Origin of the sequence: Lentzea sp. NBRC 102530, from assembly GCF_030269365.1 — a bacterium.
In the GTDB taxonomy this organism is placed as follows: domain Bacteria; phylum Actinomycetota; class Actinomycetes; order Mycobacteriales; family Pseudonocardiaceae; genus Lentzea.
Genome location: NZ_BSTF01000006.1, coordinates 213,125 through 238,055, shown reverse-complemented (window position 1 = coordinate 238,055; position 24,931 = coordinate 213,125). Strand labels below are relative to the sequence as shown.

Annotated in this window: 29 protein-coding genes and 1 tRNA gene; 17 read left to right on the top strand and 13 right to left on the bottom strand. The window is 67.8% G+C overall.

The window, feature by feature from the left end; genetic code table 11:
- Positions 1 to 19: 19 nt before the first annotated feature.
- From QSK25_RS18255 to QSK25_RS18245, 3 genes are all read right to left on the bottom strand, one after another.
- Complete coding sequence (locus QSK25_RS18255; RefSeq protein WP_285639715.1) at positions 20 to 613, bottom strand: DUF6801 domain-containing protein; 594 nt, start codon at positions 611 to 613, stop codon at positions 20 to 22.
- A 144-nt stretch (positions 614 to 757) separates the two neighbouring features.
- Positions 758 to 1,915 (bottom strand): PucR family transcriptional regulator, encoded by a 1,158-nt coding sequence (locus QSK25_RS18250; RefSeq protein ID WP_285639714.1) that lies wholly within the window; start codon positions 1,913 to 1,915, stop codon positions 758 to 760.
- A gap of 58 nt (positions 1,916 to 1,973) precedes the next feature.
- Positions 1,974 to 2,642, bottom strand: a complete 669-nt coding sequence (locus tag QSK25_RS18245) for a GAP family protein (protein WP_285639713.1) — start codon at positions 2,640 to 2,642, stop codon at positions 1,974 to 1,976.
- A gap of 100 nt (positions 2,643 to 2,742) precedes the next feature.
- Between QSK25_RS18245 and QSK25_RS18240 the strand changes: the two genes are divergently transcribed.
- The 6 genes from QSK25_RS18240 (at position 2,743) to QSK25_RS18215 (ending at position 7,492) form a co-directional block, all read left to right on the top strand.
- The gene (locus QSK25_RS18240; RefSeq protein ID WP_285639712.1) at positions 2,743 to 3,147 is read left to right on the top strand and encodes a hypothetical protein; all 405 of its coding nucleotides are present in this window, start codon (positions 2,743 to 2,745) and stop codon (positions 3,145 to 3,147) included.
- An 18-nt stretch (positions 3,148 to 3,165) separates the two neighbouring features.
- Positions 3,166 to 4,047, top strand: coding sequence for a LysR family transcriptional regulator (locus tag QSK25_RS18235; RefSeq protein WP_285639711.1), 882 nt, complete (start codon positions 3,166 to 3,168; stop codon positions 4,045 to 4,047).
- A 115-nt stretch (positions 4,048 to 4,162) separates the two neighbouring features.
- Positions 4,163 to 5,047, top strand: a complete 885-nt coding sequence (locus tag QSK25_RS18230) for an ABC transporter ATP-binding protein (protein ID WP_285639710.1) — start codon at positions 4,163 to 4,165, stop codon at positions 5,045 to 5,047.
- Entirely contained in the window at positions 5,044 to 5,751 is a 708-nt protein-coding gene (locus QSK25_RS18225) for an ABC transporter permease (RefSeq protein ID WP_285639709.1), read from the top strand. Before QSK25_RS18230 ends, QSK25_RS18225 begins: the two co-directional genes overlap by 4 nt.
- Positions 5,724 to 6,890, top strand: a complete 1,167-nt coding sequence (locus tag QSK25_RS18220; protein WP_285639708.1) for a sensor histidine kinase — start codon at positions 5,724 to 5,726, stop codon at positions 6,888 to 6,890. The genes QSK25_RS18225 and QSK25_RS18220 overlap by 28 nt, the downstream gene beginning before the upstream one ends.
- Positions 6,887 to 7,492, top strand: coding sequence for a response regulator transcription factor (locus QSK25_RS18215; protein ID WP_285639706.1), 606 nt, complete (start codon positions 6,887 to 6,889; stop codon positions 7,490 to 7,492). Before QSK25_RS18220 ends, QSK25_RS18215 begins: the two co-directional genes overlap by 4 nt.
- Here the strand turns inward: QSK25_RS18215 and QSK25_RS18210 are convergent.
- On the bottom strand, positions 7,489 to 8,190 hold the full coding sequence (locus QSK25_RS18210; protein ID WP_285639704.1) for a squalene cyclase: 702 nt from the start codon (positions 8,188 to 8,190) through the stop codon (positions 7,489 to 7,491). The genes QSK25_RS18215 and QSK25_RS18210 overlap by 4 nt on opposite strands.
- 352 nt (positions 8,191 to 8,542) lie before the next feature.
- On the opposite strand from QSK25_RS18210, the gene QSK25_RS18205 reads away from it, so the two are divergent.
- From QSK25_RS18205 to QSK25_RS18195, 3 genes are all read left to right on the top strand, one after another.
- Positions 8,543 to 8,628: transfer RNA gene (locus tag QSK25_RS18205), tRNA-Leu, on the top strand.
- Between the two features lie 93 nt (positions 8,629 to 8,721).
- Positions 8,722 to 9,186 carry an AbrB/MazE/SpoVT family DNA-binding domain-containing protein gene (locus tag QSK25_RS18200; protein WP_285639703.1) on the top strand — a complete coding sequence of 155 codons (465 nt, stop codon included), beginning with the start codon at positions 8,722 to 8,724 and terminating at the stop codon, positions 9,184 to 9,186.
- Positions 9,183 to 10,196, top strand: coding sequence for a tyrosine-type recombinase/integrase (locus QSK25_RS18195; RefSeq protein WP_285639702.1), 1,014 nt, complete (start codon positions 9,183 to 9,185; stop codon positions 10,194 to 10,196). The genes QSK25_RS18200 and QSK25_RS18195 overlap by 4 nt, the downstream gene beginning before the upstream one ends.
- 53 nt (positions 10,197 to 10,249) lie before the next feature.
- On the opposite strand, the gene QSK25_RS18190 is transcribed toward QSK25_RS18195, so the two are convergent.
- The 6 genes from QSK25_RS18190 to QSK25_RS18165 form a co-directional block, all read right to left on the bottom strand.
- On the bottom strand, positions 10,250 to 11,254 hold the full coding sequence (locus tag QSK25_RS18190; protein ID WP_285639700.1) for a helix-turn-helix domain-containing protein: 1,005 nt from the start codon (positions 11,252 to 11,254) through the stop codon (positions 10,250 to 10,252).
- Between the two features lie 111 nt (positions 11,255 to 11,365).
- Complete coding sequence (locus tag QSK25_RS18185; protein ID WP_285639698.1) at positions 11,366 to 12,190, bottom strand: phosphotransferase family protein; 825 nt, start codon at positions 12,188 to 12,190, stop codon at positions 11,366 to 11,368.
- Positions 12,191 to 12,192: 2 nt separating this feature from the next.
- A complete protein-coding gene (locus tag QSK25_RS18180; RefSeq protein WP_285639697.1) occupies positions 12,193 to 12,936 on the bottom strand; it encodes an AAA family ATPase in 744 nt (247 codons plus the stop codon).
- 19 nt (positions 12,937 to 12,955) lie between these two features.
- A complete protein-coding gene (locus QSK25_RS18175; RefSeq protein ID WP_285640122.1) occupies positions 12,956 to 13,810 on the bottom strand; it encodes a radical SAM/SPASM domain-containing protein in 855 nt (284 codons plus the stop codon).
- A 158-nt stretch (positions 13,811 to 13,968) separates the two neighbouring features.
- The gene (locus QSK25_RS18170) at positions 13,969 to 14,703 is read right to left on the bottom strand and encodes a 5-formyltetrahydrofolate cyclo-ligase (RefSeq protein WP_285639696.1); all 735 of its coding nucleotides are present in this window, start codon (positions 14,701 to 14,703) and stop codon (positions 13,969 to 13,971) included.
- A 6-nt stretch (positions 14,704 to 14,709) separates the two neighbouring features.
- On the bottom strand, positions 14,710 to 15,873 hold the full coding sequence (locus QSK25_RS18165; RefSeq protein WP_285639695.1) for a helix-turn-helix transcriptional regulator: 1,164 nt from the start codon (positions 15,871 to 15,873) through the stop codon (positions 14,710 to 14,712).
- Positions 15,874 to 16,138: 265 nt separating this feature from the next.
- Between QSK25_RS18165 and QSK25_RS18160 the strand changes: the two genes are divergently transcribed.
- Positions 16,139 to 16,492, top strand: a complete 354-nt coding sequence (locus tag QSK25_RS18160) for an HC3 family zinc finger protein (protein ID WP_285639694.1) — start codon at positions 16,139 to 16,141, stop codon at positions 16,490 to 16,492.
- A complete protein-coding gene (locus tag QSK25_RS18155; protein WP_285639693.1) occupies positions 16,489 to 17,202 on the top strand; it encodes a helix-turn-helix domain-containing protein in 714 nt (237 codons plus the stop codon). The genes QSK25_RS18160 and QSK25_RS18155 overlap by 4 nt, the downstream gene beginning before the upstream one ends.
- Positions 17,203 to 17,218: 16 nt before the next feature.
- Here QSK25_RS18155 and QSK25_RS18150 read toward each other — a convergent pair whose 3' ends face one another.
- The 3 genes from QSK25_RS18150 to QSK25_RS18140 all read right to left on the bottom strand — a co-directional run bounded on the left by QSK25_RS18150 (position 17,219) and on the right by QSK25_RS18140 (position 20,128).
- Positions 17,219 to 17,590: a DUF6355 family natural product biosynthesis protein gene (locus QSK25_RS18150; protein ID WP_285639692.1), complete on the bottom strand. Its 372-nt coding sequence runs from the start codon at positions 17,588 to 17,590 to the stop codon at positions 17,219 to 17,221.
- 115 nt (positions 17,591 to 17,705) lie between these two features.
- Positions 17,706 to 18,911 (bottom strand): FAD-binding protein, encoded by a 1,206-nt coding sequence (locus QSK25_RS18145; protein WP_285639691.1) that lies wholly within the window; start codon positions 18,909 to 18,911, stop codon positions 17,706 to 17,708.
- Positions 18,911 to 20,128, bottom strand: coding sequence for a tetratricopeptide repeat protein (locus QSK25_RS18140; RefSeq protein ID WP_285639690.1), 1,218 nt, complete (start codon positions 20,126 to 20,128; stop codon positions 18,911 to 18,913). Before QSK25_RS18140 ends, QSK25_RS18145 begins: the two co-directional genes overlap by 1 nt.
- Before the next feature lie 40 nt (positions 20,129 to 20,168).
- Between QSK25_RS18140 and QSK25_RS18135 the strand changes: the two genes are divergently transcribed.
- From QSK25_RS18135 to QSK25_RS18110, 6 genes are all read left to right on the top strand, one after another.
- Positions 20,169 to 21,224: an SPFH domain-containing protein gene (locus tag QSK25_RS18135; RefSeq protein ID WP_090052798.1), complete on the top strand. Its 1,056-nt coding sequence runs from the start codon at positions 20,169 to 20,171 to the stop codon at positions 21,222 to 21,224.
- Between the two features lie 292 nt (positions 21,225 to 21,516).
- Positions 21,517 to 22,014 carry a GAF domain-containing protein gene (locus QSK25_RS18130; protein WP_253325554.1) on the top strand — a complete coding sequence of 166 codons (498 nt, stop codon included), beginning with the start codon at positions 21,517 to 21,519 and terminating at the stop codon, positions 22,012 to 22,014.
- 121 nt (positions 22,015 to 22,135) lie between these two features.
- Positions 22,136 to 22,345, top strand: coding sequence for a sigma factor-like helix-turn-helix DNA-binding protein (locus QSK25_RS18125; protein ID WP_176946912.1), 210 nt, complete (start codon positions 22,136 to 22,138; stop codon positions 22,343 to 22,345).
- Between the two features lie 169 nt (positions 22,346 to 22,514).
- A complete protein-coding gene (locus tag QSK25_RS18120) occupies positions 22,515 to 23,315 on the top strand; it encodes an alpha/beta fold hydrolase (protein ID WP_089927574.1) in 801 nt (266 codons plus the stop codon).
- 32 nt (positions 23,316 to 23,347) lie between these two features.
- Positions 23,348 to 24,538, top strand: coding sequence for a PP2C family protein-serine/threonine phosphatase (locus QSK25_RS18115; RefSeq protein WP_285639685.1), 1,191 nt, complete (start codon positions 23,348 to 23,350; stop codon positions 24,536 to 24,538).
- Positions 24,535 to 24,897 (top strand): STAS domain-containing protein, encoded by a 363-nt coding sequence (locus QSK25_RS18110; protein WP_090052805.1) that lies wholly within the window; start codon positions 24,535 to 24,537, stop codon positions 24,895 to 24,897. The genes QSK25_RS18115 and QSK25_RS18110 overlap by 4 nt, the downstream gene beginning before the upstream one ends.
- The last annotated feature ends 34 nt before the right edge of the window (positions 24,898 to 24,931 follow it).

The window sequence follows — 24,931 nt, the reverse complement described above, 5'->3', positions numbered from 1 at the left end:
TCCCATCACGGGACGAGCGTCACGCCACCGGGAACTCGTGGAACTCGGTGGCCTGGCCCGCCTTCACGGTGCAGGGCGAGTTGACGGTGCCGATCCACGTCGGGTCGCCGTTGGCGTAGCGCGGCGTCAGGGAGAGGGTCGCGTTGCCCAGCGAGATCGTGGCCGTGCCCGCGTTGGCGAGGGTCAGCGCCGGGAACGTGCCGGTGGCGACGACCTGGAACGTGCCGGAGGACGGCACCGCGGTGTTCGGGATGGTCGACGTCGCGGTGATGTTCTGCACGTCGCTGCCGTTGGTGACCGTGATGGCGGTGCTCAGCGTGCCGTCCACGGAACGGCCGCCGATCCACCACAGCGTGTTGCGGATGTCGTCCGACACGGTGGCGGCCACGCTCGTGGACGCCGGTGCGGTCGGCACGCCGACGGTCGCCGAGTCCGGCGCGTCCGGCGAGGTGACCACGGTGGGCACGTCGTGGGTACCGGTGATCGAGAACTCGCACCGGTAGGTGATGTCCAGCGAGGCGGTCGCGGCGGAACTCGTGCCGGCCGTCGCCACGCTCAGCGCTCCGGCAACCAGAACCACGGCGGCGGCGCGCGCGAAAAGTCCGGTCTTCATCTGCAGGGACCTCCATGAGTACGACATTGAACTGCAAGAAGGCGGTGTTGCTTTACTCGCCAGTAAAGTAACCAGGACAGTTTCTTCGTGGCAAGCGAAAATCCGCTTTTGTCACTTGGATGCGAAATGCGTCGCGGTGATTTGTCAGCCGCGCTGCAACAAATAGTGCGCGCGCAGGGCGAGTTCGAGGGTGAACCGCTGTTCGGCGTCGTGCATCCGGTCGCCGAACAGTTCGTCCAATTGGTTGACCCGGTAGCGCACGGTCTGCGGGTGCACCTGCAACCGGGCGGCGACCTCGGGTGCGCCGCCGCGGGCCGAGAGCCACACGAGCAGGGTCTCGGCGAGCTTGGTCCGCTGCCGGTCGGTGAGCGGGGCGAGCGGCGCGAGCGCCCGTTGCGCCAGCTGCCCGGCCAGGAACTCGTCCGCGAGGACGGTCAGTTCGACGAGGTGGTCGGCGCAGTCGAGAACCGCCCGGCGGGGCAGCACGCCGTCCCTGGCCAGGGCGAGCACCCGGCGTGCGCCGGCCAGCGACCTCGGCGTGTCGTGCGGGGCGACCGGAACGCCGACCGCCGCGCGCCAGCCCGGCAACGCGCGGGCGAGCCACCGGGCGACCGCGACCGGGTTCGGCACCAGCAGGTACGGGGTGGCGTCCTCGAAGTCGACCAGCACGTCGGCCGGCAGGTCGTCGGCGGGCGCGGCGGACGGCTCGAGCGCCACCGCCACGAGCCGGTCCGGCATCGGCCACGCCGCGGCCTGGGCCGCGCCGACGACCGCCTGCCAGTGGGCCGCCGGGTCGCCGACCAGCAGTTCCAGCAGCTTGCGCCGCCTGCGTTCGAGGGTGCCCGCCGCGCTGGCCTGCGCGGCCGCGTAGCCCTCGACCGAGAGGCTGACGAGTTCGTCGACGTGCGCGATCATCGCCTCGCCCAGCACCGACATCTCGCGCAGCGACAGCTCCCGCCGCTCGGCGAAATCGCAGACGTGCCGCCAGGCCACCCGCGCGCCGATGCGATAGGCGGCCTGGAGGCTGTCGAGGCTGCGGCCGGACTGGAACTCCCACGCGCCGAGCTTGCGGTGGATGTCGTCGTGCGGGTCGGGTTCGGCATCGGGCGCGGCGATGCGGTCGACGAACTTCACCAACGCCTGCCGGATTCCGTCGACGACGTTGTCCCGAAACTCGCTGTATTCGGGAATGGATTTCTCGATGGCCTCGAAAATACCCACCGCGACCGGTGCCACTTCCATTCGGAGCAACGGCGCCAGTGCGCGCGGGACCGATCTGCGCGGATCGTCCAGACCGGTCATCCTGGCGAGTGTAGGAGGAAAACGAAACCGGGTCGTTCAGCCAACCGGACGAAGTGGTTCACACGAAGAACAGCCTGACCACGGCGTCGCGGGTGACCAGGAACCCGGCGATGCCGAGCACCCACCCGGTGGTGCTCGCGCCCTTCTCCGCGAACCACGTGCTGATCTTCGTCAGGAACGGCTCGACCCTCTCGCGCAACGCCAGGCGCACGCCGAGCAGCACCAGCGCGGGCACGATCATGACCAGGCAGTACCCGGCCAGCAGCACGCCGATCTGGCCCGCGGTCAGGTCCGCGGCGCTCATCATCCCGATCGCGCCGAGGTAGGGCAGCATCGTGGCGAGTTCGACCACACCCGCGAGCAGCGCGACCCCCGCCAGCGCCACCGCCGGCCCGTTGGCGCTGATCTTGGCCTGCCACTTGCCGGTGTCCGGCTTCTTCTTGCCGTCGAAGCGGAAGCTGACCGCGAACAACAGGACGCCGATCACCAGCTGGATCCACGACGCCACCGGCCCGTCGAGGTGGCCGACCACCTGCGAGGCGCCGAGCACGATCAGCACGCCGACGCCGAAGTAGAAGACGGTGATCGTGCCGAGGTAGACGGCGAACCTGCTCAGCTTCAGCCGGCCCGGCGTGAGCATCAGCCAGATCGGGATGAACAACGTCCCGATGCTCGTCGAGTCGAGCAGCGCCAGCCCCGCCAGCGCCGCGATCAGTCCCAGAGTCATGCGTTCCCCCGTTTTAGCACGATCGTAATATTAAGGCCTCGACCTGATCTTCGCAACGCGCCCGGGCAACCCCTCGCCGCCGTGCGGCGTCGAACAGCTCGTGAAGCGATGGAGCTGGGCGGCCGTGGCCGCGGTCCCGGTCGTGACCGGTGCGATCTGGTGGGCCGTGCCGGACACCGCGGACGTCGCGGTGATCACCGCGATCACCCCGGACGGCACCGTGACCTGGGTGGACGGCGAGATCCGCCCGGCGGAGGAGAACAACTCCGAGGTGCACGAACTGCCCGGCGAGAAGCACGTGTCCCGGCTCGCGGACGACGTCGTGATCCGCACGCCGTTCGGCTGCGGGCAGGCGGAGGCACTGACCCTCACCGTGTTCGGCCTGGGTGACGCGCCGTGCGCGCGGGCCGACTTCCTCGCGGACAAGGAGCCGATCTACGCGCCGCGGCTGACGTTCAACGGCGACGGTGAGATCACCGAGATTCAGGGGCGATACCACCCGTAGCCCGTATACACGTGGGTCATGGACGTGAGTGCGGTGCCGCTGGTGGCGTTGCGGGTGTTCCAGGAGGTGGCCGAGCGGGGCTCGCTGAGCGCCGCGGCCGCCGCCCTGGGCTACACGCAGTCGGCGGTCTCCCGGCAGATCGCCGCCCTGGAGCGGGTGGTGCGCGCGCCGTTGTTCGACCGTCAGCTCGACGTCGTGCAACTGACCGATACCGGGCATGTGCTGCTGCGGCACGCGGGTCTGGTGCTCGCGCAGCTCGACGCGGCGAGCCGGGAGCTGTCCGGGCTCCCGGCGACGGCGGGCACCGTGCGGCTGGGGTGGTTCACCAGCGCGGGCGGCACGGTGGTCCCGTCCGCGCTCGCGGCGCTGCGGCGCAGTCATCCCGCGTTGACCGTGACGACGCGGGACGGCACCACGGCGTCGCTCGTGCGGGCGTTGCGGGCGCGCACGGTGGACATCGCGGTGCTGGCGTCCGAACCGCCGTTCCCGCCGCTGGACGACGAGACGCCGGCGTTGCGGACGAAGGTGCTCGACGAACGCGAACTGCTGCTGGCCGTGCCGTCGACGCATCCACTGGCGCACAAGGACTTCATCGACGTGGCGGACCTGCGCGGCTGGGCGTGGATCGCCGGGCCGCCGGGGTTAGGCGTGTGGCCGGGCCTCGACGAACGGGCCGTGGTCGCCCATGTCGCGCGTGACTGGCTGGCGAAGCTTCAGCTCGTGGCGACCGGTGCGGGCATCACGACGCTGCCTGAACCGTTGGCGACATTGGTGCCTACGGGGGTGCAGGTGATCCGTGTGCGCTCACGAGAGCGTCAGCGCGTCGTCGCCGCGTGGCTCAACCTCTCCGAACCAGCGTCCGTGGTGGTGGAGGCGCTAGTCAGTGGTACTCGCCCATGAGCACCGTCGAGAGTGGACGCGGAAAGCTCTGCAGATGACGACCATGACATCTGTCATGGGGTTTTGATGTGGGACCGCACTGCCGCTTCCCGCTGTTTCCCGAGATCGTTGATCCATGACAGCGATCGAGGTGCGGGGGCTGACCCGCCGGTACAGCGGAGGATTCGAAGCTGTCCGGGGCGTCTCATTCGAGGTGGAGCGCGGCGAGATGTTCGCGTTGCTCGGCACGAACGGTGCGGGGAAGACCTCGACGGTGGAGGTGGTGGAAGGGCTCTCGCGTCCGGCGGAGGGGACCGTGCGCGTGCTGGGCCACGACCCGTTCGCGGAGCGCGCCCAGGTGCGCCCGCGGATGGGGGTCATGTTGCAGGAGGGCGGCTTTCCGCCTGATCTGACCGCGTTCGAGGCCGCACGGATGTGGGCCGGGACGCTGACGTCGCCGCGGCCGGTCGACGAGGCGTTGGAGATGGTGGACCTCACCCATCGCGCCACGGTGCGGGTGAAGCAGCTGTCCGGGGGTGAGCGGCGCCGGCTGGACCTCGCGCTGGCGTTGCTGGGAAAGCCCGAGGTGCTGTTCCTCGACGAGCCGACGACGGGACTCGACCCGGAAAGCCGCCGGAACACCTGGGAGCTGATTCGTGCCCTCTTGCGCGAGGGCGTGACCGTTCTGCTGACGACGCACTACCTGGAAGAGGCGCAGGCGCTGGCCGATCGGCTGGCGATCATGCACCGGGGCCGGATCGTGGCGCAGGGAACGGTGTCCGAGGTCGTGGACGCTTATCCGTCGCGCATCTCGTTCGTCCCGCCCGCCGGCGTGACGCTGCCGTTCGTGGTGGACGCCGAGCCGTCGGGCCGCGTGACGCTGCGGACCAACTCGCTGCAGTCGTCGCTGCACGAACTGCTGGCCTGGGCACATCTCAACAACGTGGAACTGTCCGGTCTGGACGCCCGCTCGGCGTCGCTGGAAGAGGCGTTCCTGGCGATCGCGGAGGAGGCGGCATGAGGGCCGTGGCTGTGGGACAGGCCGAGCTGAAGTTGTTCTGGCGCAACCGGACCGCGCTGTTCAACTCGTTGCTGATGCCGTTGCTGCTGGTGCCGGTGCTGATCGCGGTGGACGCCTCGGGCGTGCCACTGGTGATCGGGCTCGTCGGGTTCGCCCTGCTGATGGCGGTCTACTACAACCTCGTCACGACGTTCGTGGCCCGGCGCGAGGAGCTCGTGCTCAAGCGCCTGCGGGTCGGCGAGCTGACCGACCCGGAGATCCTGGTCGGCGCCGCGCTGCCGTCCGTCGTGATCGCACTCGGCCAGATGGTGCTGTACTGCCTCGTCGTGGCCGTGGTCACCGGCGTCGACCTGCCGTCCCGGCCGTGGTTCCTGCTGCTGGGCGTGCTCGGCGGCGTGGCGATCTTCGTGCTGCTGGCCGCGGCCTCCTCGGCGTTCACCAGGACCGTCGAGATGGCCCAGGTGACCTCCCTGCCGATCCTGATGGCGTGCCTCTTCGGCTCCGGGATGATGTTCCCGCTCACCAACCTGCCCGAGGTGCTCGCGAAGGTTCTGCAGTACCTGCCGCTCACCCCGGTCCTGCAACTGCTGAACGCGGCGTGGGCCGACGGCCCGGTGATCAAGCCGCTGACCGTCGTGGCGGTGTGGATCGTGCTCGGCACCTACGCTGTGCAGAAGTGGTTCAGGTGGGACCCGCGGAGGTGAACTTGCTCGGCTGGTGGCGGTCGCGTGGCAACGCGGCGCGGTTCGACCTGTTCGTCCGCTACACGTTCTACCTCTCCTACGTCTTCCTGCCGCCACTGCTGCTGCTCGGCTTCGCCAACGAGGTCAGCACCGTCGCCCTGGTCGTCCTGATCACGACGGTGCTGGCCTACACGGCCGTGAGCGTCCGCCTGGTGCACCTGGGCCTCGAGTACAACCTGGGCCGCACCGAGTTCCCCCGCCGCCTGCTGATCGCCCACGCGATCGCCACCTGCGTGGTCCTGGTGACCGGCCAGCTCGTCTACCCGGACCCGGTGCAGGGCAAGCCGGACAGCCCGGGCGACGGCATCACGGTGATCTTCCTGGTGCTCGCGATCACCACGTACTCGGCCGTCCTGCGCCCCAGGACCCTGGTCCTCATCGCCCTGGCGGGCGGCGTCTGGGCGTTCCTCACCGCGCCCCTGGGCAACGCGTTCTTCCTGAGCCTCATGCTCCAGTTCCTGGTGGCGGCCTTCCGTTCCACCCTCTGGATGCTCAAGATCGTCTGGGAACTCGACCGCTCCCGCGAGGTGAGAGCCAACCTCGCCGTCGCCGAAGAACGCCTCCGCTTCGCCCGGGACCTCCACGACGTGGTGGGCCGCAACCTCTCGGCCGTGGCCCTGAAGGCCGACCTGGCCGCCCAACTGGCCCGCCGGGACCGTTCGTCCGCGGCCATCGACGAAATGCTGGAAGTCCGCCAGATCGCCCAGGACTCCCTGGACGAACTCCGAGCGGTCGTCAGCGGCTACCGCACCGCCGACCTGACCGCGGAACTGGCAGGCGCCCGCTCCCTCCTCGCCTCCGCCGGCATCGACTGCCGGGTGATCGGCGACGTCACCTTCACCGGCGAGCCGGCGGGCGCCCTCGGCTGGGCGGTGCGCGAGGGCGTCACCAACGTCCTGCGCCACAGCGAAGCCCGCACCTGCACCATCACCCTCCGCGGCAAAGTCCTGACGATGTCCAACGACGGCGCCTCCCCCGCCCCCTTCCGCTTCGGCAGCGGCCTGACCGGACTCCACGAACGAGTAGCAGCGCTAGGCGGCTCAGTCACAGCCACCCCAGAGCCCCCCAACCGCTTCGTACTGACCGTGGAGCTCCCGTGATCCGCATCCTCCTGGCCGACGACGAACACCTCATCCGAGGCGCGATGGCCGCCCTGCTCTCGCTGGAAGACGACCTCGAGGTGGTAGCCCAGGCCGCCACCGGCAAAGAAGCCCTGGCCACAGCCAGGATCGTCCGCCCGGACGTGGCCGTGATCGACCTGCAGATGCCGGACCTGGACGGCGTCGCGGTAGCCCAATCCCTGGCCACAGAACTCCCCACCTGCGGCACCATGATCGTCACCAGCCACGGCCGCCCAGGACACCTCAAACGAGCGCTGGCAGCAGGCGTCCGAGGCTTCCTCCCCAAAACCGTCTCCTCAGACGTGCTCGCCACCGTGGTCCGCACCGTCCACACAGGAGGCCGCTACGTCGACCCGGCCCTGGCCGCAGAAGCGATCAGCGCAGGCGACAGCCCTCTGACCCCAAGAGAAGCAGACGTCCTGGAACTGGCCCTGGAAGGCGCCCCGATCGACGAAATAGCCCGCCGCGCCTCCCTCTCCCCAGGCACGGTCCGCAACTACCTGAGCTCAGCCGTGGGCAAAACCGGAGCCTCCAACCGCCACGAAGCAGCCCGCTTCGCCCGCGCCAAGGGCTGGATCTAACTCCCCCACCACCCCAACACCCGCAACGCATAGAACGTGAGCCACTTGGACGGCTCCCCCTTGGGCACGTCAATCTCAAACCAGACGTCCCCAGGATGCCGCCCACCCTGCAACCAGGTCACGTCGTCCTGCCGAGCGGCCCGCACGACCTCCACAGCCTCAGCCATCCGAGGATCCTTCCGCCCAACGCCCCGGAAGTAGTCCAACGCGTTCAACACGCTGTACCCCCACCGAAACGGCGACCGGAACTGGGTCACGAACTCCCCCACCACCTCCCGGCTGGACAACCGCCGCATCAACCCCCGCTCCAGCAGGTACTCCTCCCCACCCTCCCGAGCACGCCTGACATCGTCGTCCCCACCAACAGCCACCTCGTACGCCCGCAACCCTTTCAACGAGTTGAGCGTCGAGTGGAACGAAGACCTCACCGAGCCTTCAACCCACTCGCAGTTCCACCCGCCATCCCCGAGCCGATGGTCGACGAACCACCGAGCAATCCTCTCGACAGAAGCCCCGAGCCACACCCCGTTGGCCAACGTCCACGAGTTGATGCAGCAGTCAACCTCCCCCTCCCAGTACGGCAACCCCGCGTAGTCCCACCGAGCATTGGCCGCCAACAACCCCACGGTCCCCTCCAACCGCGAGGCCGGCACCCCCACTCCCACAGCGAGTTCAACGACCAGGTGGTAGCCGTCCAAGGCTGACCACCCCACCCCCGGCAAACCCGGCAGGAAAGAAGGCCCCACCAGCCCACATCCCGTCCGCCCCCTGCAGCCCCAACAGCCGAGCCCCAAACCCAGACTCAGCCACCAGCGCCCGAGTAGCCGCCCACACCGCCTCAGGCGCCCCCACCAGATCCCGCTCAACCTGCCACCGCAAGGCAGGATCGGAGTCCAACAACCACCCAGCCAGCTCCCGCATGTCAGGACCCTAAGCCCCCCAAGCCCCCGACCAGCACAAACACCCACTCAACCCCCCGATTTTGGCCCACACTGACGATCATGTAATCTATGCACACACCACGGCGCGAGCCGAGGCACAACTGAACAAGTCCGGGTGGCGGAATGGCAGACGCGCTAGCTTGAGGTGCTAGTCCCCGAAAGGGGGTGGGGGTTCAAGTCCCCCCTCGGACACCAAAATGTCGCAAATTTGCGACGTCTACGTGGCAGGTGCTCAAGTCCACTTGAGCACCTGTTTTGCGTTTCCGTGCCACCGGCAGGTGGCGTTCGATGACGATTTCCTACATCCGCCCGATCGTCCCGGACACGACGCCGGAAAAGGCCTCCGACGCCTTGACCCGCGCCATTGCCCAACCTCTCCCCCTGATCGCTGTCCCCGCGTCCCGGCCGCCCAGGCTGACGAACGTCCTGTACCGGATGGCCACCGTGGACCAGCGCGGCCGCCTCGCCGACCGACACACCACGGCCGCGCTGAACTGGAACGCGGGCACCCGGTTGAACATCCGCGAGCACGACGGCCTGCTGGTCATCACCGCCGACCCGCACGGCGTCTTCCAACCCACCAAGCAGGGCTACCTCCGCCTACCAGCAGACGCCCGCCGCGCAGCGGGCGTGAGCTGCGGCGACGGGGTGCTCCTTCTGACACACCTCGACCGCCATACCGTGACGGTGTTCCCACCCGTCGCACTGGACGACCTCCTGCAGCGCGCCCTGCCGGGTGGTGAGGAGGCGTGACCGGCGCACCGACCCAGGCTGAGCTCGCCGCCGCGCGCCTGGTCCTCGACCGCATGGGCGTGACCGCCGAGGACCTGCTCAACTCCATCAAACCGCCGGCGCCGACCTTCGCCGAGTACATCCCGATCGTGTCCGCCGCGGTCAGCGACGGCACCCGCCGCGCCTACACCCCGTACTGGAACCGCGTGCTGGACCAGTGGGCGCACATCTCGCTCAGCGACCGCAGCCCGACCGACATCCAGCGGCTCGTCCAGCACAGCAAGGCCAACCTGACCGTCCGGCGCAACACCCGCAACGGCAACTCCGCAGCCGAGCACCTCATCGCCGCACTGCGCTGCCTCTACCGGCACGCCGTCAACGACGAGCTGATCGACGAGCGGTCCAACCCGGCCGCCAAGGTCGCCAAACCGCGACGCCAGCCCAGCAACCGGCGGGCGTTGTCCGGCAGGCAGATGGACCAGCTCAACGACATCGTCGCCACGACCGGCAACGACCCGCAGCTCGACTCGCTGATCATCCGGTTCCACACCGAGACCGCCGCTCGACGAGGTGGCGCACTGGCCCTGCGCCCCAAGGACCTCGACGAGGAGCAGTGCCTGGTCTACTTGAGAGAGAAGGGCGAGACCTCACGCTGGCAACCGGTCTCCCCCACCCTGATATGGCACCTGCTCCAACACGTCGAACATCGCGGCGCGCCGATGAACGGCCGCCTGCTCCGCCACGCCAACGGCACCCAGATCACCTACCACCGCTACGACTACCTCTGGAACCGCGTCGGCGAGAACCTCACCTGGGCGGGCAAGCAGGGCGTGAGCACGCACTGGCTCCGGTACACCACGCTTACCTGGGTCGAACGGCATTTCGGCTACGCCGTCGCCCGCGCCTATGCCGGACACAACGACTCCAACACCGACGCAGGCAGCACCACCACCTACATCCGCGCCACCGTGGAGGAAGTCGCGAGGGCACTGGCCGCTCTCACCGGTGAGCACCATCCGCTCGCCGCGTAACTGATCCGGATCTCAAGGTTGCCTGCTCACCGTGGTGAGCAGGCAACCCGAGCTCACGACCTATGACTGCCGAGGAAGGGCACGCCCACGGCCAGGGCGCCCGGCAGCGTGTAACTGTGCCCGGGACCGTGAAGAACGGCGAGCTGCTCGCAAACTCGAAGCAGCACCGATTTCGATTCCTCCTCGTTCAAGCTCGCACTGGCGAGTGAACGAACGATCTCTTGGTAGAGCTCGACCGTCTCGCTCTGCTCCTCGATGAGAACGGAGCCTTCCTGTTCCAGGAAGACCAGCGGTTCGTAGGTGGGGAACGTCAACCGGGTGAACGCGCCAGACAGGCCTGCGTGCGCTCCGATCGACGTCGGCACGATCCTGATCGTCGCGTTCGTGCGCACCACCGCCAGCAATAGGTGGTGCATCTGCCCCACATGAGCATCATGACCACCCACCGGCAGATGCAAGGTCTGCTCGTGGATGTAGAACACGCACTGCAGATCACGACGAGAGAGCATGTCCTGCAGTTCTCGTCCTGCCTTGAGGTGTAGGTCCGTCTCAGCGTCCGGCACGTTCGGCGAGGCCTCGATCGCGGCACGCCTGTAATCCGGCGCCTGCAGATAGACCGGAAGCCCGTGCGGGTTCCACGTCGTCAACGTCTTCGCCGCCTGAACGTTCTCCACCAGGGTCCGCAGACGGGCCGGTGGACGCGACGCGTGCTTCTGCCACCAGCCTTTGACGTGCGTCGCGGGCCGGAGATCCAGGAGGTGGTCACGTTCCTCGACGGGTGTGCGGCACACGCCCAGCAGCAACGCCAGTTCGGTCTCGGTGCAGCCGATCTTGCCGTTGAGGAAGTCCGACAGCTTCGCTTCCTGCCAGCCGACGAGTTCGGCGACCCGTCGCGCGGGCATTCCGGAGGCCCTGATCGCAGCTCGTACGCCTTCGCCGAACTCGCGGCCACGAGCCGTGGAGCTTCTCTGTGGCATGGGAAATTCCTTGCTGTAGCTGGGATCTGTTGTGCCAGGCACAATCAGCCAACTGCCCCAGCACAGCCCGGACCAGCTCATCAATCACGCAGCAACCCAGCACGAATCCCGCAACCACCACAGCTCAACTGCAGAAACGTCGGACCAGCGACGTCGTAGCCCGATGGGGTGGTTACGTCACCACCACGTTGCTCACAGAAGCGCGTCGGTGTGAGCAGCCAACGCGGCGACAAGGTCCGGGTGGTCACCCTTGTCGATCCTGCGGAAGAGCCTGGAGGCGACGTAGAGCTGAGCGACCCGACCTGACTGCGACTCCAGCACGTCACCGAAGACCGAACGCACGCGCTCGACCATCTCGGGCACGAGGAGGCTGTAGCTGAGCAAGGTCGCGGCATCAGTGCCCGCCGGCCCCCGTCCCCACCACTCCCAATCGAGCACACCGAAGTCCGGCCCCATGAGGTTGGCCCAATGCAGGTCGCCATGAACCGTCTCCCACCGTGAGACGGCTGTATCCGCAGAATCTCCGAATCGCTGCCCGATTCGACTGCTGACCCGTTCCTGGTCGGCGTTGACGCGCTCCGTTGGAGTGGCCCTGACGACATCGACCGTGCGACGGAGTTCCGCCCACCACTCCTCAGGCAGATCAACAGGCTCGCGGAGCGCGTCGGTTCGAGAACACGGTGAGCCCGGCAGCAGGGTGAGCAATTCGGCTCGCTGCTGCCGGTGCTCCTCCCACTCGTAAACATCCAGCACCCGCGGCTTAGCCACCCCGGTGATCACGTTGGCGTCGAGGTTGCCGGTCCAGAACTCACCGTCGATCCACTTTTTGTTCTCGGAGACCACGCGCAGCCAGAAAGTCTCCTCGCCTCGGACGGCGAGCACTCCGATCGAGCGATCCATCCAGCCAAGCCGCGGCTCGCCAGTCAGAACAAGACCGAACTGCGTCCCGGCCCGCTGAAGGTTCTCGAGCATCCACCCACGGAACTGGGCATCGGCGTCGGCAAGGTTCTCGGCCACTGCTACTCCTCGGTGACGTAGCGCAGGTAGGCCTCGGGCGTCGTCATGTACCGGCGCCAGTGGTCGACCAGCGCCAGGTCCTCCCACTTCGACCGCTGAAAGCCGTGCTCCCCCACCTCGATGATGTCCGCGTCCGGAGTGGACGCCAGGATCGGCGAGTGAGTAGCGCAGATGATCTGTGCGCCTGACTTGCCGAGCTCATACATCAGGCGCATCAACCGCAGGCACGACTGGAACGACAGCGCGGCCTCGGGCTCGTCCATCAGGTAGAAGCCCGGCTCGCGGAACATCGCGGCGAACACGGTGAGAAAGCCCTCGCCGTGGCTCATCTCGCTGGTGTCCTCGTCCCAGTACCCGTTCATGCCGCTCACCGCGTTCATGAACCCGAACGCGGTCTCCGCACGCAGGAAGTAACCCTTGCGCTTCGTCCGCGGACCGATGCGATGACGGGCACCGAGCGCAGTGGTCTCGAACCGCACCAACTCACCGAGTTCCGACTTCGGCCTGTCGTTGACGTACTTCCGCCCAGCACGCCCGCCATGCGCGTCCAGCCCCCACGCCTCGGCAAACGCCTCGACCAAAGTGGACTTCCCGGAGCCGTTTTCTCCCACCAGGAAGGTCACCGGCCGCTCGAACGTCATCCCCTCGTCCGCCAACTGGGCGACACACGGCACGTCGAGCGGCCATTGCCGCCGTGAGCCACGAGGCAACGACTCGTCGGGGATGTACGCGCGGCGGGCGAGCATGAGCAGATCTTCCTTCGGTTCAGCTGTAATCCGGAGCGCAGGCTCCCGTAGGTGTGCGGTTGCCGGCCGGTCGACACGCCGGGCTGCAGCTCGGCCCGCACTGCGGATCACACATGTTCGGAACACACGGATTCAGAGGTCGCCGCGCGAACTCCGTCGCGAGCGCTGATGCGGTTTCCGTCATCCTCGGCCCCACCAGAATGTTCGCGAGCGAGTCCTGCCGCACGTTCCCCACCGGCAACCACCGGGAGAAAACGCACGGCCACACCGACCCGTCCGGTGCGATCGCGACCCTACCGTCACCACACTGACCGCACAGTTCACCCAGCTCAGGGCCACCATCCCGGACGCCCCGCCCGACCTGCCGCAGTCGATCGACCCGCACCTCGCCCTCGACACCGAGGTTCCGCAGTTGTGAGACCGCCTCCTGCACACGCTGTCCTTCATCGACGTCGATCACGCCTACGCGCACCGGGATAGAACGCCGAACAGCCTCGACGAGGTTCGACCTCGTCCGCTCGTAGCTCCGGCGGCCTCGGGTGATCCGCTCATGCTGCTCTGCATCATCGGAGTAGTAGCTGGTGGCGAGCCTGACGCCGGGCTGGGAGAAGACCTCCCACAAGTCCGCGCTCACGCGCACCAGGTTCGTGAACACCTCAACCGCCAACCCACGGTCAAGGGCATGGCCGACGAGCGCCGGCAGTCCGCGGTGCAGCGTCGGCTCACCGCCGATGAACTGCACCATCCTCGTGCCGAGATCGGCGAGCTGATCGATCGAGCTCGCCCACTCCTCGGTCGTCATCGCCCCGTGCGAACCAGCTGGGCCAGAGTCGGCATAGCAGTGGTCGCATCGCAGTTGGCACTTTCCGGTCACTTCGAGCCACGCGAACGTCACCCGCGATTGCAGGTTGAGCTGAGCCCCCACTTGTTCCCCTAACTTCTCGCACTCCGCGTACTACCTGCGTAGTTCTTGGAGGGCGTCCAAGCCAGAGGCCAGGAAGGCGATCACTCGATCAGACTCGGAAGCGTTGTTCAGCCGGCCTCACGCCGGGCAGCCCGCGAGGCGAGCGCTGGAATCGCGGCGATCTTCGCCGGGTCGAGCTCCGACCACAGGATTCCCGACGGACGCCGAGGTGGACCGCACTCGATGACCTGAGTCGGCGTGACGATCAGATCGACGGAGAAGTCGTGGCTGGTCTCCGGGAGATCGCCGTCGACGACCTGGAGGTCGTGAACCGTCGTGACGATGGTCGTCGCCTCGCTGATCAGCCCGGCCTCCTGCAGCAAGGCGACCTCGATGTCGGCGTATCCCGCACCCTTGCCCAGCCGGACGCCTCGGCGGTTCACCGCGACGGTCCCGCACACGAGCAGGTCGATCTTGGGCATCTCGTCCGTGTCGACGGTCCTGGCGAACAACGCGGCCTTCTTCGGCACCGCCGCTTCCTCAGGCGGAACAGCAAGCGTCGCTGGATCGAGCTCGTAGAACGGCTTCTCCGCGGCGATCTTGGGAACCGCCACGTAGAGCAGCTTGCCCTGTTGAAGACCGAGCAGGCGGACCGGCAACTGCGGCTTGTCCGGTACGACCTTCACCACGCGCGACTGCTTCCAGACCGGAAGCTCAGCGAGTTTCTGGGCAGCCAGTTCGGCGTCCACGAAGTCCGGGATCGAGCCGTGCACGTCCGGCTGAGCGGCGCGGTGTTCGGTGAGCAGGTCCCAGACGCGGTGGCGAACCTCGTTCTTGGCCTCGTCGAGCTTCGCCACAGACACCCCTTCCTACGACGCCGCCATCATGGTGAACAGGCGGTCATACACCTGATCTACCACAGGTTCTTTCCGCCAGGGACGGAGTTCCTGTGCCACGCCGAAGATCACCTTGAGTCCACCGCCACCCCACGTCGTCTCGACGCAGTCGATCGCGACGTGCAACGCAGCTGCGGCGTGGTCGAGTTCGTGCTGCTGGATGTGCGCCAGGCTCAAGTTCGCCAGGATGATGGTGCGCGACTTCGAGCGTGATGGCGATTGAGAAGCGACCCGTTCCAGCGTCGTCTGGGCTCTCGGGGCATCCCGCAGACGCAGATAGCAGGATCCGGCCAGGCGGTCGTACTGCGTCTCGGAGTACATCTCCGCGACGGGCTCCTCGTCCGAGATCCGCGCGAAGTGGTCCTGTGCTCGTTCCAGCGAACGCTCACACGCACTGCGTTCGCCCACCATCGCGCGTGCTTCGGCGGCGTGCAGTTCTGCCAGCCCCGTCAGCACATCACTGTGCCCACGGGCGACGTCGGCGGCGCGTTCAGTGAGAACCAGGCCCTGACCCGGATCTTCGGTGCCGTAGAGCTCAACGTAAGACGTTCGCAGCAGCGCGACCGCCTCCAACACGGGATCGTTGATCTTGCGAGCCGCTTCTGTCGCGGTCGTGAAGTGCTCCTTCGCGGCATCGTGATCGCGACGCTGGGATGCGTCCCAGACGAACTGGCCCATCAGGATGGAGGCTTCGGCCTCGGCGGCGAGCAGATCCCGTTTCACCCGGTACTCGGCCGCGTGTGCGCGCAGCAGGCGGGTCTGCCCGAGCGCCTGCCCCTCCTCGGCGAGGAGTCCGGCCGACCGCTCACCGTCGTAGCGAGTGCTCAGCTGAGCGATGCGCTGTCGCAGTTCAGCAACCGTGACCAGGTCGACCTTCGACGGGTTCGCGAGGGCACGCTCCAGACGATCGGCATCAGCCAGCACATCGACACGCGGATTCAGGAGGTCGACCAGCTCCTGAACCGACAGCGCCAACACCTTCCTGAGGCGCGGCTGGAGCCAGGCCTCCGGCGTGGAGGTGCCCTGTTCCCAGCGACCGACGGTTCCAGGAGTGATCCTTAGGAGCTCGGCCAGGCCCTCCTGCGAAAATCCCATGGCCTTGCGGTGGGCGGCTAGCCCTTTCCTCGGCTTCGCCATCGGTCTCCCTGACGCGAATTCGGCGCATTGTGCCTGGACAGGCTAGCTCGGGAGATCCCCCGAACAACCGTTCCTCCAAGAGAACTTCGTTTTCACCCGGTCGGGTCAGCTAGCTGTTTACGCAGGCAGCGGCTCCACATGCTCGATTGCTGCTGGGTCGCAGGTGGATTGCGGCCCTGGTTCTCCCGTGACATGTCGATTTCCGTGGACCACTGCCGACATCAGGTGCGCAGATCGCGCGAACGTTCTCGGGAAGTGATCGGGCATGGTTCGAAGCTATAAATGGCAGCCGCACGACAAGTGGCGTCACGCCATACCGCACGCGCTGGCCGTCGACGAAGTCGGTCGAACCCTGTGCAACATCAGGGTGGCAGCGGGCCCGGACAAGTGGCCCAACGAAGCCCGCTTCTGGCCTACGTGCCCAGAGTGCGATCTGGCGTGGCGTGAATCGGAAGGCATCCTGCCATGGCCGCGGGACGGTCACGACTCTGAGATCACGCCGTCACGTCATGCCGGCATCTCCAGCACTTCCCGCAGCGACAGCCCGATGGACGTGCTTGCGCTCATCATCGACACGCTGACGACACAAGGCGCGTACCGCGAGACCGCAGGTCGATGAAGATCACCAAGGACGAGCGTCTCTCGTGGGACCGCAAAGGTGGCGTGGTTCTCGTTGCCTTCCTTGAGCGAGTGACTGTCGAACACACAGTTGCTCGTCTCGGAGAACTGACCCGTCTCCCGACCGTGGACGTGCTTGACCAACTGCGTCGGTTCACGAAGGCGCGTTTGCTCGCTCGGCGGACCGACGTCGACGTCGTGCCCGCCGAGGACCACTTCCAGCTGCCCGCTGAACACGTCGAACGCGCACGCGTCGCCCTTCAGATGGTCGATGATGCCGACCTCCGCGAACTCGTCTCAGAACGCGGACTCGACATCGATCGCGCATTGGGAGATTTCTCGACTCAGCGGCCCTATTCGGCCGCACTGGGCAAGGCACTGCGTGACGCGCGCATCGCGTCCGGGCTGAGTCAGGTCGAGGTAGCCGACAGGGCGTCCAGCCTCTCGAGCGCGGAGCTCTCGACCTTCGAGAACGGGCACGCGCTACCTACTTTGATCACACTTGCCGAACTGGCTCACATCTATCGACTCGACGCGGCCGATCTGATCGTTCAGGCTGCCTGCCACTCGAAGCCCGACAAGCAGGTGCTAGCCCTGCGAATCGCCGAACCGACGTTCCGCGCGGTGCTCACACACCAGTTCGCGGTACGTCGAGTTCGGGAACTCGCGCGGAAGAAGGCTCAGCGCTCCGGTTCCGCTCCTGTCCGCTGATTCGGGCGCTTGTCGATCAAACTCGCGGCTGCCCTGTCGAACACCTGCGGTCGTGGGGTGGACCGCTCAGGTTCGGCGGGGTGGTGACGTAGTAGGCGTTGACGACCCTGTGTTGTCCGTCCCGGTAGAACGGCACCTGCCACCACGGCGACACGCACGTCGTCCCGGTGCTACCCGAGGACCAGTGAAACTTGATGAGGATGAAGCTGTCCGCGCAGTGCACGTACCGACCGGTGAGCTCTCCGACCGCCGGCGACACCTCGTAGAAGCCGCACCGCGGAGGCATGATTCGCGTCGCGGAACTCGATGGTGCGTCGATCAATCCCATCGCCGTGGTCGCGAGCACCATGCCGACGGCAGTGGCGGCGCGGCCGAGTCGTCCGTTCATAGTTGTGTCTGCCCTTCTCCTGAAGTGGTTGCTGCACTTCAGTTTTCGGGTGTCCACAACAGATTCGGAAGGTGTCTTCCGTCTGCCCGCGCAGAGCAGACGGAAGACACCCGGCTCAGAGCGGATCGAGGTACAGCGTGCCTCCGGCGGCAAGGGTCCTGCTGACCAAGTGGCCGTTTGCCTCCTGCATTGCGCTCACGATCTCCGGCGACGCGGCTGGTGCATATCGGAGGGCTGCCACCAGGAAGACCAGGTCGTCGGCAGGAAGCCGGAGCAGTGGAGTGGAGATCCTGTCGGTGCGCAACGGATAGGCGAGGACGAGGCCGAAGTCGCTGTAGAGATCCGCGCCGAGCTCACCATCAGCGTGGTGAAGTAGTTCCTCTGCTGCAGAACTCGGTACGAGCAGGTTGCACCAGGGGTGCGGCGACTCCCACAACCCGGCTTCACGGAGGACCGGCTCTCCAGGTGCGAGCCGGTCAACGAACTCCCAGTAGGTCACCGTCTGGGTCTCGGCCTCACGGAACGAGAGGCCTGCGAGATCACCTCGCCCCGCGAACGCGACTGCCTCAAGCTCGGCAACGTGCTCCCCTTCGCGGATCTTGAGTTGCCCCTCGACGTAGTCGAACCCACCAGCAGTCACCAGCTGACGCTGGTCGGCGACGAACTGCCCGATAGTGCCGTAGCTGAGCTTGTGCCAAGCAACAATCTCGGGCGCCCTGACAAGGCGCAGGGTGGCGCGGACGATGACGCCGTTGCGACCGCGTCCTGCACGAACGGCGTCGAACACGGCCCGGTTCGCGTCAGGTGAACACGTCACGACGTCGCCGGTAGGGGTGACGACGTCGAGCGAGATCACGTTGTCGGTTTGCGCTCCGTGGTGGTGGCTGGCCCCGCCGAGGCCGCCGACGGACAGGGTTCCTCCCACCGACAGCTCAAGGTAGTCAGTGAGAACTGGCGGTGTGAGCCCGTGCGGCAGGGTCGCGCGCAGCACGTCGCTCCACCTCGCGCCCGCGTCGACCACGACCCGGTCTGCTCCGACTTCGTGGATCGCGGAGACGGCCGTCATGTCGATGACGACCCCGCCGAGTACCTGAGATTGGCCACTGGTGGAGTGGCCTTGTCCACGGGGAACGACAGCGAGGTCGTGCTCACGGGCGTGCTTGATCAGAGCGCCGATGTCGGCCGCGTCCGCAGGACGTAGAACGGCTGCCGGGCGATCGTGCACGGTGCCGCCGTAGTCGCGCGCCGCCCATGCGAGCGCGTTCTCATCGGTGTCCAGATTTCCAGTGAGCGCAGGCATAGTGCTGAGCGCTTGGTGCACTAGCAGTCCTCCTTGAGGCTTTCGATCAACTGCTTTCGCAGTCCGGCCGCAGTCGGCTCGGTGTTCCCACTGAGTAGATCGGCGGCCGCGGACCACGACTTGTGGGCCTGGTGGAGGTTGCCGCGGTCGGCGTGCAGGTCGCCGACGCGCCGGTGGATGTGCGCCTGGCTCCAGACGTCGGCAACTTCGGCGAAGATGCGCAAAGCGTTCTCCAGGTGGTGCAGGGCTGCTTCGTGCTCGCCACCGGACTCCGCCAGCCCTGCCAGCAAGGTCGAGGTGCAGCCCGAGGACATCAGGTCCTCGGCCTCGTCGAAGATCGCCTGCACCTGGGTGAGCAGATCTCGTGCTGCGGCGACGTCGCCACCAGCAGCCAGCACGGAAGCCAGGTGCGCGGAAGCCACCGCGAACTCCCATCGATCGCCAGCCTCCGTACTCAGCCGCCGAGCGGTCTCAAGGTGCGCGACCGCAGCGTCGAGGTCGTTGAGCTGGTAGCAAGCACGACCGAGGCCCACGTGACATGCGGCAACGCCGTTGGCATCGCCCAGCTCGGTCCTGATCCGCATCGCCTGCCGGTACATGCCCGCCGACGAACCCGCCTTCAACTCGTCGATGCCCGCGTCCCCAAGCGTTTCCAGAACCCACGCCTCGGCGTCGCGGTGACCGCCCCGGCGAGCCATCTCCAGCGCGTCCCGCAGCGCAGGCACCCACCACGACCAGGCGCGGCGGTGGAACAGCATCTCGTTCACCACCACCGGCAGGTAGGCGACGGACGCGATGTCCAATCGAGCCCCACATCGGACCAGGCGAACGAGGAGCTGCAACTCGTCCTCGAACCACCGGACCGCGTCAGCGGGGCGATGGAAGGTCAGCGTCTCCACGTCGGTTTGAGGCAGGTCAAGCGGCCGTCTCGGGCGGGACGGCCAGAGCATCCGGATAGCTGCTGCTCCGGTGTTCAGGTACAGGTCCACCAGACGTGACAGCGCCGCGCGGTTGGCCTCCTGGCCAGCGAGCTCACGAACCTGCTCGAGGGCGTACGCCTGGACGAGGTCGTGCATCACGAACCTGTCCTGCGAGGTCTGCTCCACGAGGTGCACGGTGGCGAGCGCAGACAGGTGGCCCTGCGCCTGCAGCGGTGAGAGCCCGACGAGCGCGGCCGCCGCCTCGATCCTGATCGGTCCACCGGGGTGGAGGCCGAGCTGCCGGAACGTACTGCACATCGACGGCACCACCGCCGTCGTCTACCCACGGGAGTGAGCCATGTCCACACTGCTCGTCGCCGGGCTGGTGCTCGCGATCTTCGCGGTGTTCACCGTGCTGCGCGCTGTGCGCATCGTGCCGCAAGCACGTGCGCGCAACGTCGAACGTCTAGGTCGCTACCAGCGCACCCTCACGCCCGGCCTGAACTTCGTCATCCCCTACGTCGACCGCGTCTACCCGCCGATCGACCTGCGCGAGCAGGTGGTGTCGTTCCGGCCGCAGCCGGTGATCACCGAGGACAACCTCGTGGTGGAGATCGACACGGTGCTGTACTTCCAGGTCACCGACCCCCGCGCCGCGGCGTACGAGATCGCGAGCTTCCTGCAGGCGGTCGAGCAACTCACCGTCACCACCCTGCGCAACGTCGTCGGGTCGATGGACCTGGAGAAGACCCTCACCTCACGCGACACGATCAACAACCAGCTGCGCGGCGTGCTCGACGACGCGACCGGCAAGTGGGGTCTGCGGGTCAACCGCGTGGAGATCAAGGCCATCGACCCGCCGCAGAGCATCAAGGAGGCGATGGAGAAGCAGATGCGGGCCGAACGCGACAAGCGGGCCGCGATCCTCAACGCCGAAGGACAGCGTCAGTCGCAGATCCTCACGGCCGAGGGCGACAAGCAGGCCGCGGTGTTGCGCGCCGAAGGGAACCGGGCCGCGACCATCCTCAAGGCGGAGGGCGAGTCCCGCGCCATCGACCAGGTCTTCCAGTCAGTGCACCGCAACGATCCCGACCCGAAACTCCTCGCCTACCAGTACCTCCAGATGCTGCCCAAGCTCGCGGACGGTCCCGGCAACACCTTCTGGGTGATCCCGAGCGAGGTCACCACCGCACTGCAAGACGTCTCCAAGGCGTTCTCAGAGGTGCTGCCACGATCAGTCGCCGCCGGGCGCGACGAAGCCGTGGAGGCCGCCGCCGCACAGGCCGAGGAGGACGTCGCGCGGGCGAGCGAGGCGGCAGCCGCAGCGGTCTCGGACGCCGCGGACGCCGCCGCGCCGGTGAACGCACTGCGACCGGAACCGGCGGGAAGCCGAGAACGGCGTCGGCCGCGGTGATCGCGTTCGGCGCCGCCGTGACCGTGCCCAGCCCTGACAGGCCGCTGGTCCTGGCAGGTCGCCGAGCCGCGAACGCGCACCCGGTGCCGGCCTGTGCTCGAAGTGGTGTCGTGCCACACCGGACGACATCCGTGCGCCGAGATTCGCCGCGGTGACCGAACGGCGGAGGTCGCCGGGCGCGCTCGACGCTAGGATCGGTCCGGCGTCCGGCTCGGTCGGGCGGAATCGCGCCACGCCGCCCCGGACCCCGGTGGCCCCACTTCGCCAGTCACGGTCTGGAGTGCTGCCCACCATGCTCGACATCAGCCGCCTTTCGGCGGTTTCGGCGAACGTCGCCGCCCGGCTCGTCCACCGCCAGGTAGCCGTCCGGCACGTGTGCATCGCGTGCGGGGTGCGGACGAACGCGATCGGCACGGCGCTCTACCTGTGGGAGGCCGCAGGCCGCTGTGACCTCTACACGAGTTCCGGGTTCTGCGGCGAGGAGATCGCGGAGCTGCAGACCATGCTCGGCGAGGGGCCCGCGTTCGAAGCGGCCCGGCAGAACTGGCCGGTGCTCGTGCCGGATCTCGTGGACCACGTGGCGTCGGTGCGCTGGCCGCTCCTGGCCGGCGCGGCGGTCGAGGCCGGAGTCGCGGCGATCTTCGCCTTTCCTCTCGCCCTCGGCGCGGAACCGCTCGGTGTGCTGGAGATCCACCGCGGCGACGGCGACGCGCTGACACCCACCGAGGTCGCCGGAGCAGTGCAGCTGGCCGACATTGCTCTCACCCTGCTGCTGGACGACGAGTGGTGAAGTGTCTGGTGGCGGTGCAGTCGCAGCTCGACGCCGAGGCACCTCGTGGCCTCGCGTGGGCCGTGCGAGACCACGTTCCCCACAGGTTTCGGGATCCCTCCGGTCCAGGGCCGGTGTCCTCTTGAGCGATCAGCCCCACGCCGATCTGGGACATCTGAGCGTGCTCAGCCCTGAGCAACGCGCCGTGCTGGAGCTTCGCGTGGTGCGCGGCCTGACCGCCGAGCAGGCGGCGTCGGCACTGGGCTCGACGGCGGCGGCCGTGAGATTGCTGCAACACCACGCCCTGGACGCGCTGCGGAACGCGATCACGCGCGAAGGGACGCGGGAATGAGTCCGTCAGGGCACCGGCACAGCACGGAAAGATCATGCCGGAATCATCTTCCACAGTGGACAGACGCCGGACGCGGACTCCGCTCGCGCTCCGCTGACGCCGGACCCGACGGCCGGTGGCCGGGTGCGCCCAGGCCGGCCGCCGCGCGCACAGGTGACAGGATGCGGTGATGGATGCCCGACGCAGGAACAACGTGACCGTCATCGGTTGCGAGGACGCTCCGACGGTGCTGCTCGCCCACGGGTTCGGCTGCGACCAGAACCTGTGGAGGCTGGTGGTGCCTGACCTGTCGAAGCGGTTCCGGATCGTGCTGTTCGACCACGTCGGGTCGGGCAGGTCCGACGTCGCGGCCTGGTCCCCGCAGCGCTACACCACACTCGACGGTTATGCCGAGGACGTGCTGGAGATCTGCGCGGAGCTGGACCTGCGGGACGTCGTGCTGGTCGGACACTCGGTCAGCGCGATGATCGCCGTCCTCGCGGCCAACCGCGAGCCCGAGAGGTTCGCCAAGCTCGTGCTGCTGACCCCGTCGCCCTGCTACCTCGACGACGGCGACTACCGGGGCGGTTTCACCCGTGCGGACATCGACGAGCTGCTCGACTCGCTCGAGTCGAACTACCTCGGCTGGTCCGCGGCGATGGCGCCGGTCATCGCCGGCAACCCGGACCGGCCCGAGGTCGCCGGTGAGCTGGAGGCCGCGTTCTGCCGCACCGACCCGGCGATCGCGCGGGTGTTCGCGCGCACCACCTTCCTGTCCGACAACCGCGCGGACCTCGCGGACGTCACCGTGCGGACCGCCGTGCTGCAGTGCTCCTCGGACGCGATCGCGCCGCGCGAGGTCGGCCAGTTCGTGCACGACCGGATCGAGGGCAGCGTGCTGGTGACGCTCGATGCGATCGGCCACTGCCCGCAGCTGAGCGCTCCAGAGCAGACGGCGGCCGCGATCGCTGAGTTCGCGGGCGCCCGGTGATCCGCCCGGCGGGAAGCGGCGAGGAGGCCGGAGTGGAGACCACGTTCTCGGCGTTGCTGGAGGACAGTGCGGAAGACCTGTACGAGAACGCACCGTGCGGCTACCTGTCCACGCTGATGGACGGCACGATCGCCAAGATCAACGCCACGCTCCTGGGATGGCTGGGACACGAACGCGCGGAACTCCTCGGGCGTCGGCGGTTCGCCGATCTGCTCCCCGTCGGCGACCGGATCTACCACGAGACGCACTTCGCGCCGATGCTGCGCATGCACGGCGAGATCGGCGGTATCGCGCTGGAACTGGTGCGCGCGGACGGAACGCGAATGGCCGTGCTGGTCAGTTCGACGGTCAAGACGAGCGCGAACGGCACGGCTCAGCTGATCCGCACCACCATCTTCGACGCCGGTGACCGGCGCGCCTACGAACACGAACTGCTGCGCGCACGCCAGGAGGCGGAGCAGGAACGCGACCGTGTACAGCTGCTGGCCTCCACCTTGCAGCGCACGCTGTTGCCGCCGTCGTTGCCGGACGTGCCCGGCATGGACGTCGCGGCCTACTACCACCCCGCCTCCGCGGACGAGGTGGGCGGCGACTTCTACGACCTCTTCCCCCTCACCGGCGACACGTGGGCGTTCTTCCTCGGCGACGTGTCCGGCAAGGGCGCGGAGGCCGCCGTGGTCACGTCGCTTACCCGCTACACGCTGCGCGCCGCCGCCGTGCAGGAGCCCGGTCCCGCCTCCGTGCTGAAGCGCCTCAACACGGCGCTGCTCAAGGACCAGCACGGCGCGACGCCGCGGTTCTGCACCGCCATCCAGGGCCTGCTCGAACCGGCGGGAGACGGCGCCAAGGTCACCCTCGCGAGCGGTGGGCACCCGCCGGCGCTGGTGATCCGCCACAACGGTGCGGCCGAGCTACTCGACACCAGGGGCGGTCAGCTGATCGGCGCGCTGCCGGACGCCCGCTTCGTCGAGGTCGAGCTGCGCCTGCGGCCCGGTGACACACTCCTGCTCTACTCCGATGGACTCACCGAGGCCCGCACGCACGGCCGCGTCCGCTACGACGAGGAGGACCTGCGCGACTGGGCCAACACCCTTGACGTCGGCAGCGCGACCGAGACCGTGGCCGCGGTGTCCCGGTTGCTCGACAGCTTCGGCGACGGTGTCGACGACGACACCGCGCTCCTCGCACTCAGCGTGCGCCTGCTTGGAGATGAGAGACCATGACCTCGTTCACCGTCACCACGCTCGACCTGGAAGCGGGTCCGGTGGTCGAGTTCGCCGGGGAGCTCGACTCCGCCTCGGCCCCGCGCGCACTCCAGGCCGTCGAGGCGATCTCGCCGCGGCCGGGCCAGCAGGTCGTGCTCGACCTGACCGGACTGCTCTTCTGCGACTCCAGCGGCATCTCCGCGCTGATCGCCGCACGCAACCTCGCGCACTCCGCGGAGGCCGGCCTGGCGCTCGCCGGCGTCCCACGCCACCTCGCCCGCACCCTCGTGCTCATCGGGCTGGACACCTTCTTCACCACCTACGCCACCGCCGCGCAGGCCCAGGCCGCCTGGCCGGAGTCGCCGGCCGGAGGGTGAGTGGTGTGCGGGTCGCGGCCGGGGGTACTCGACC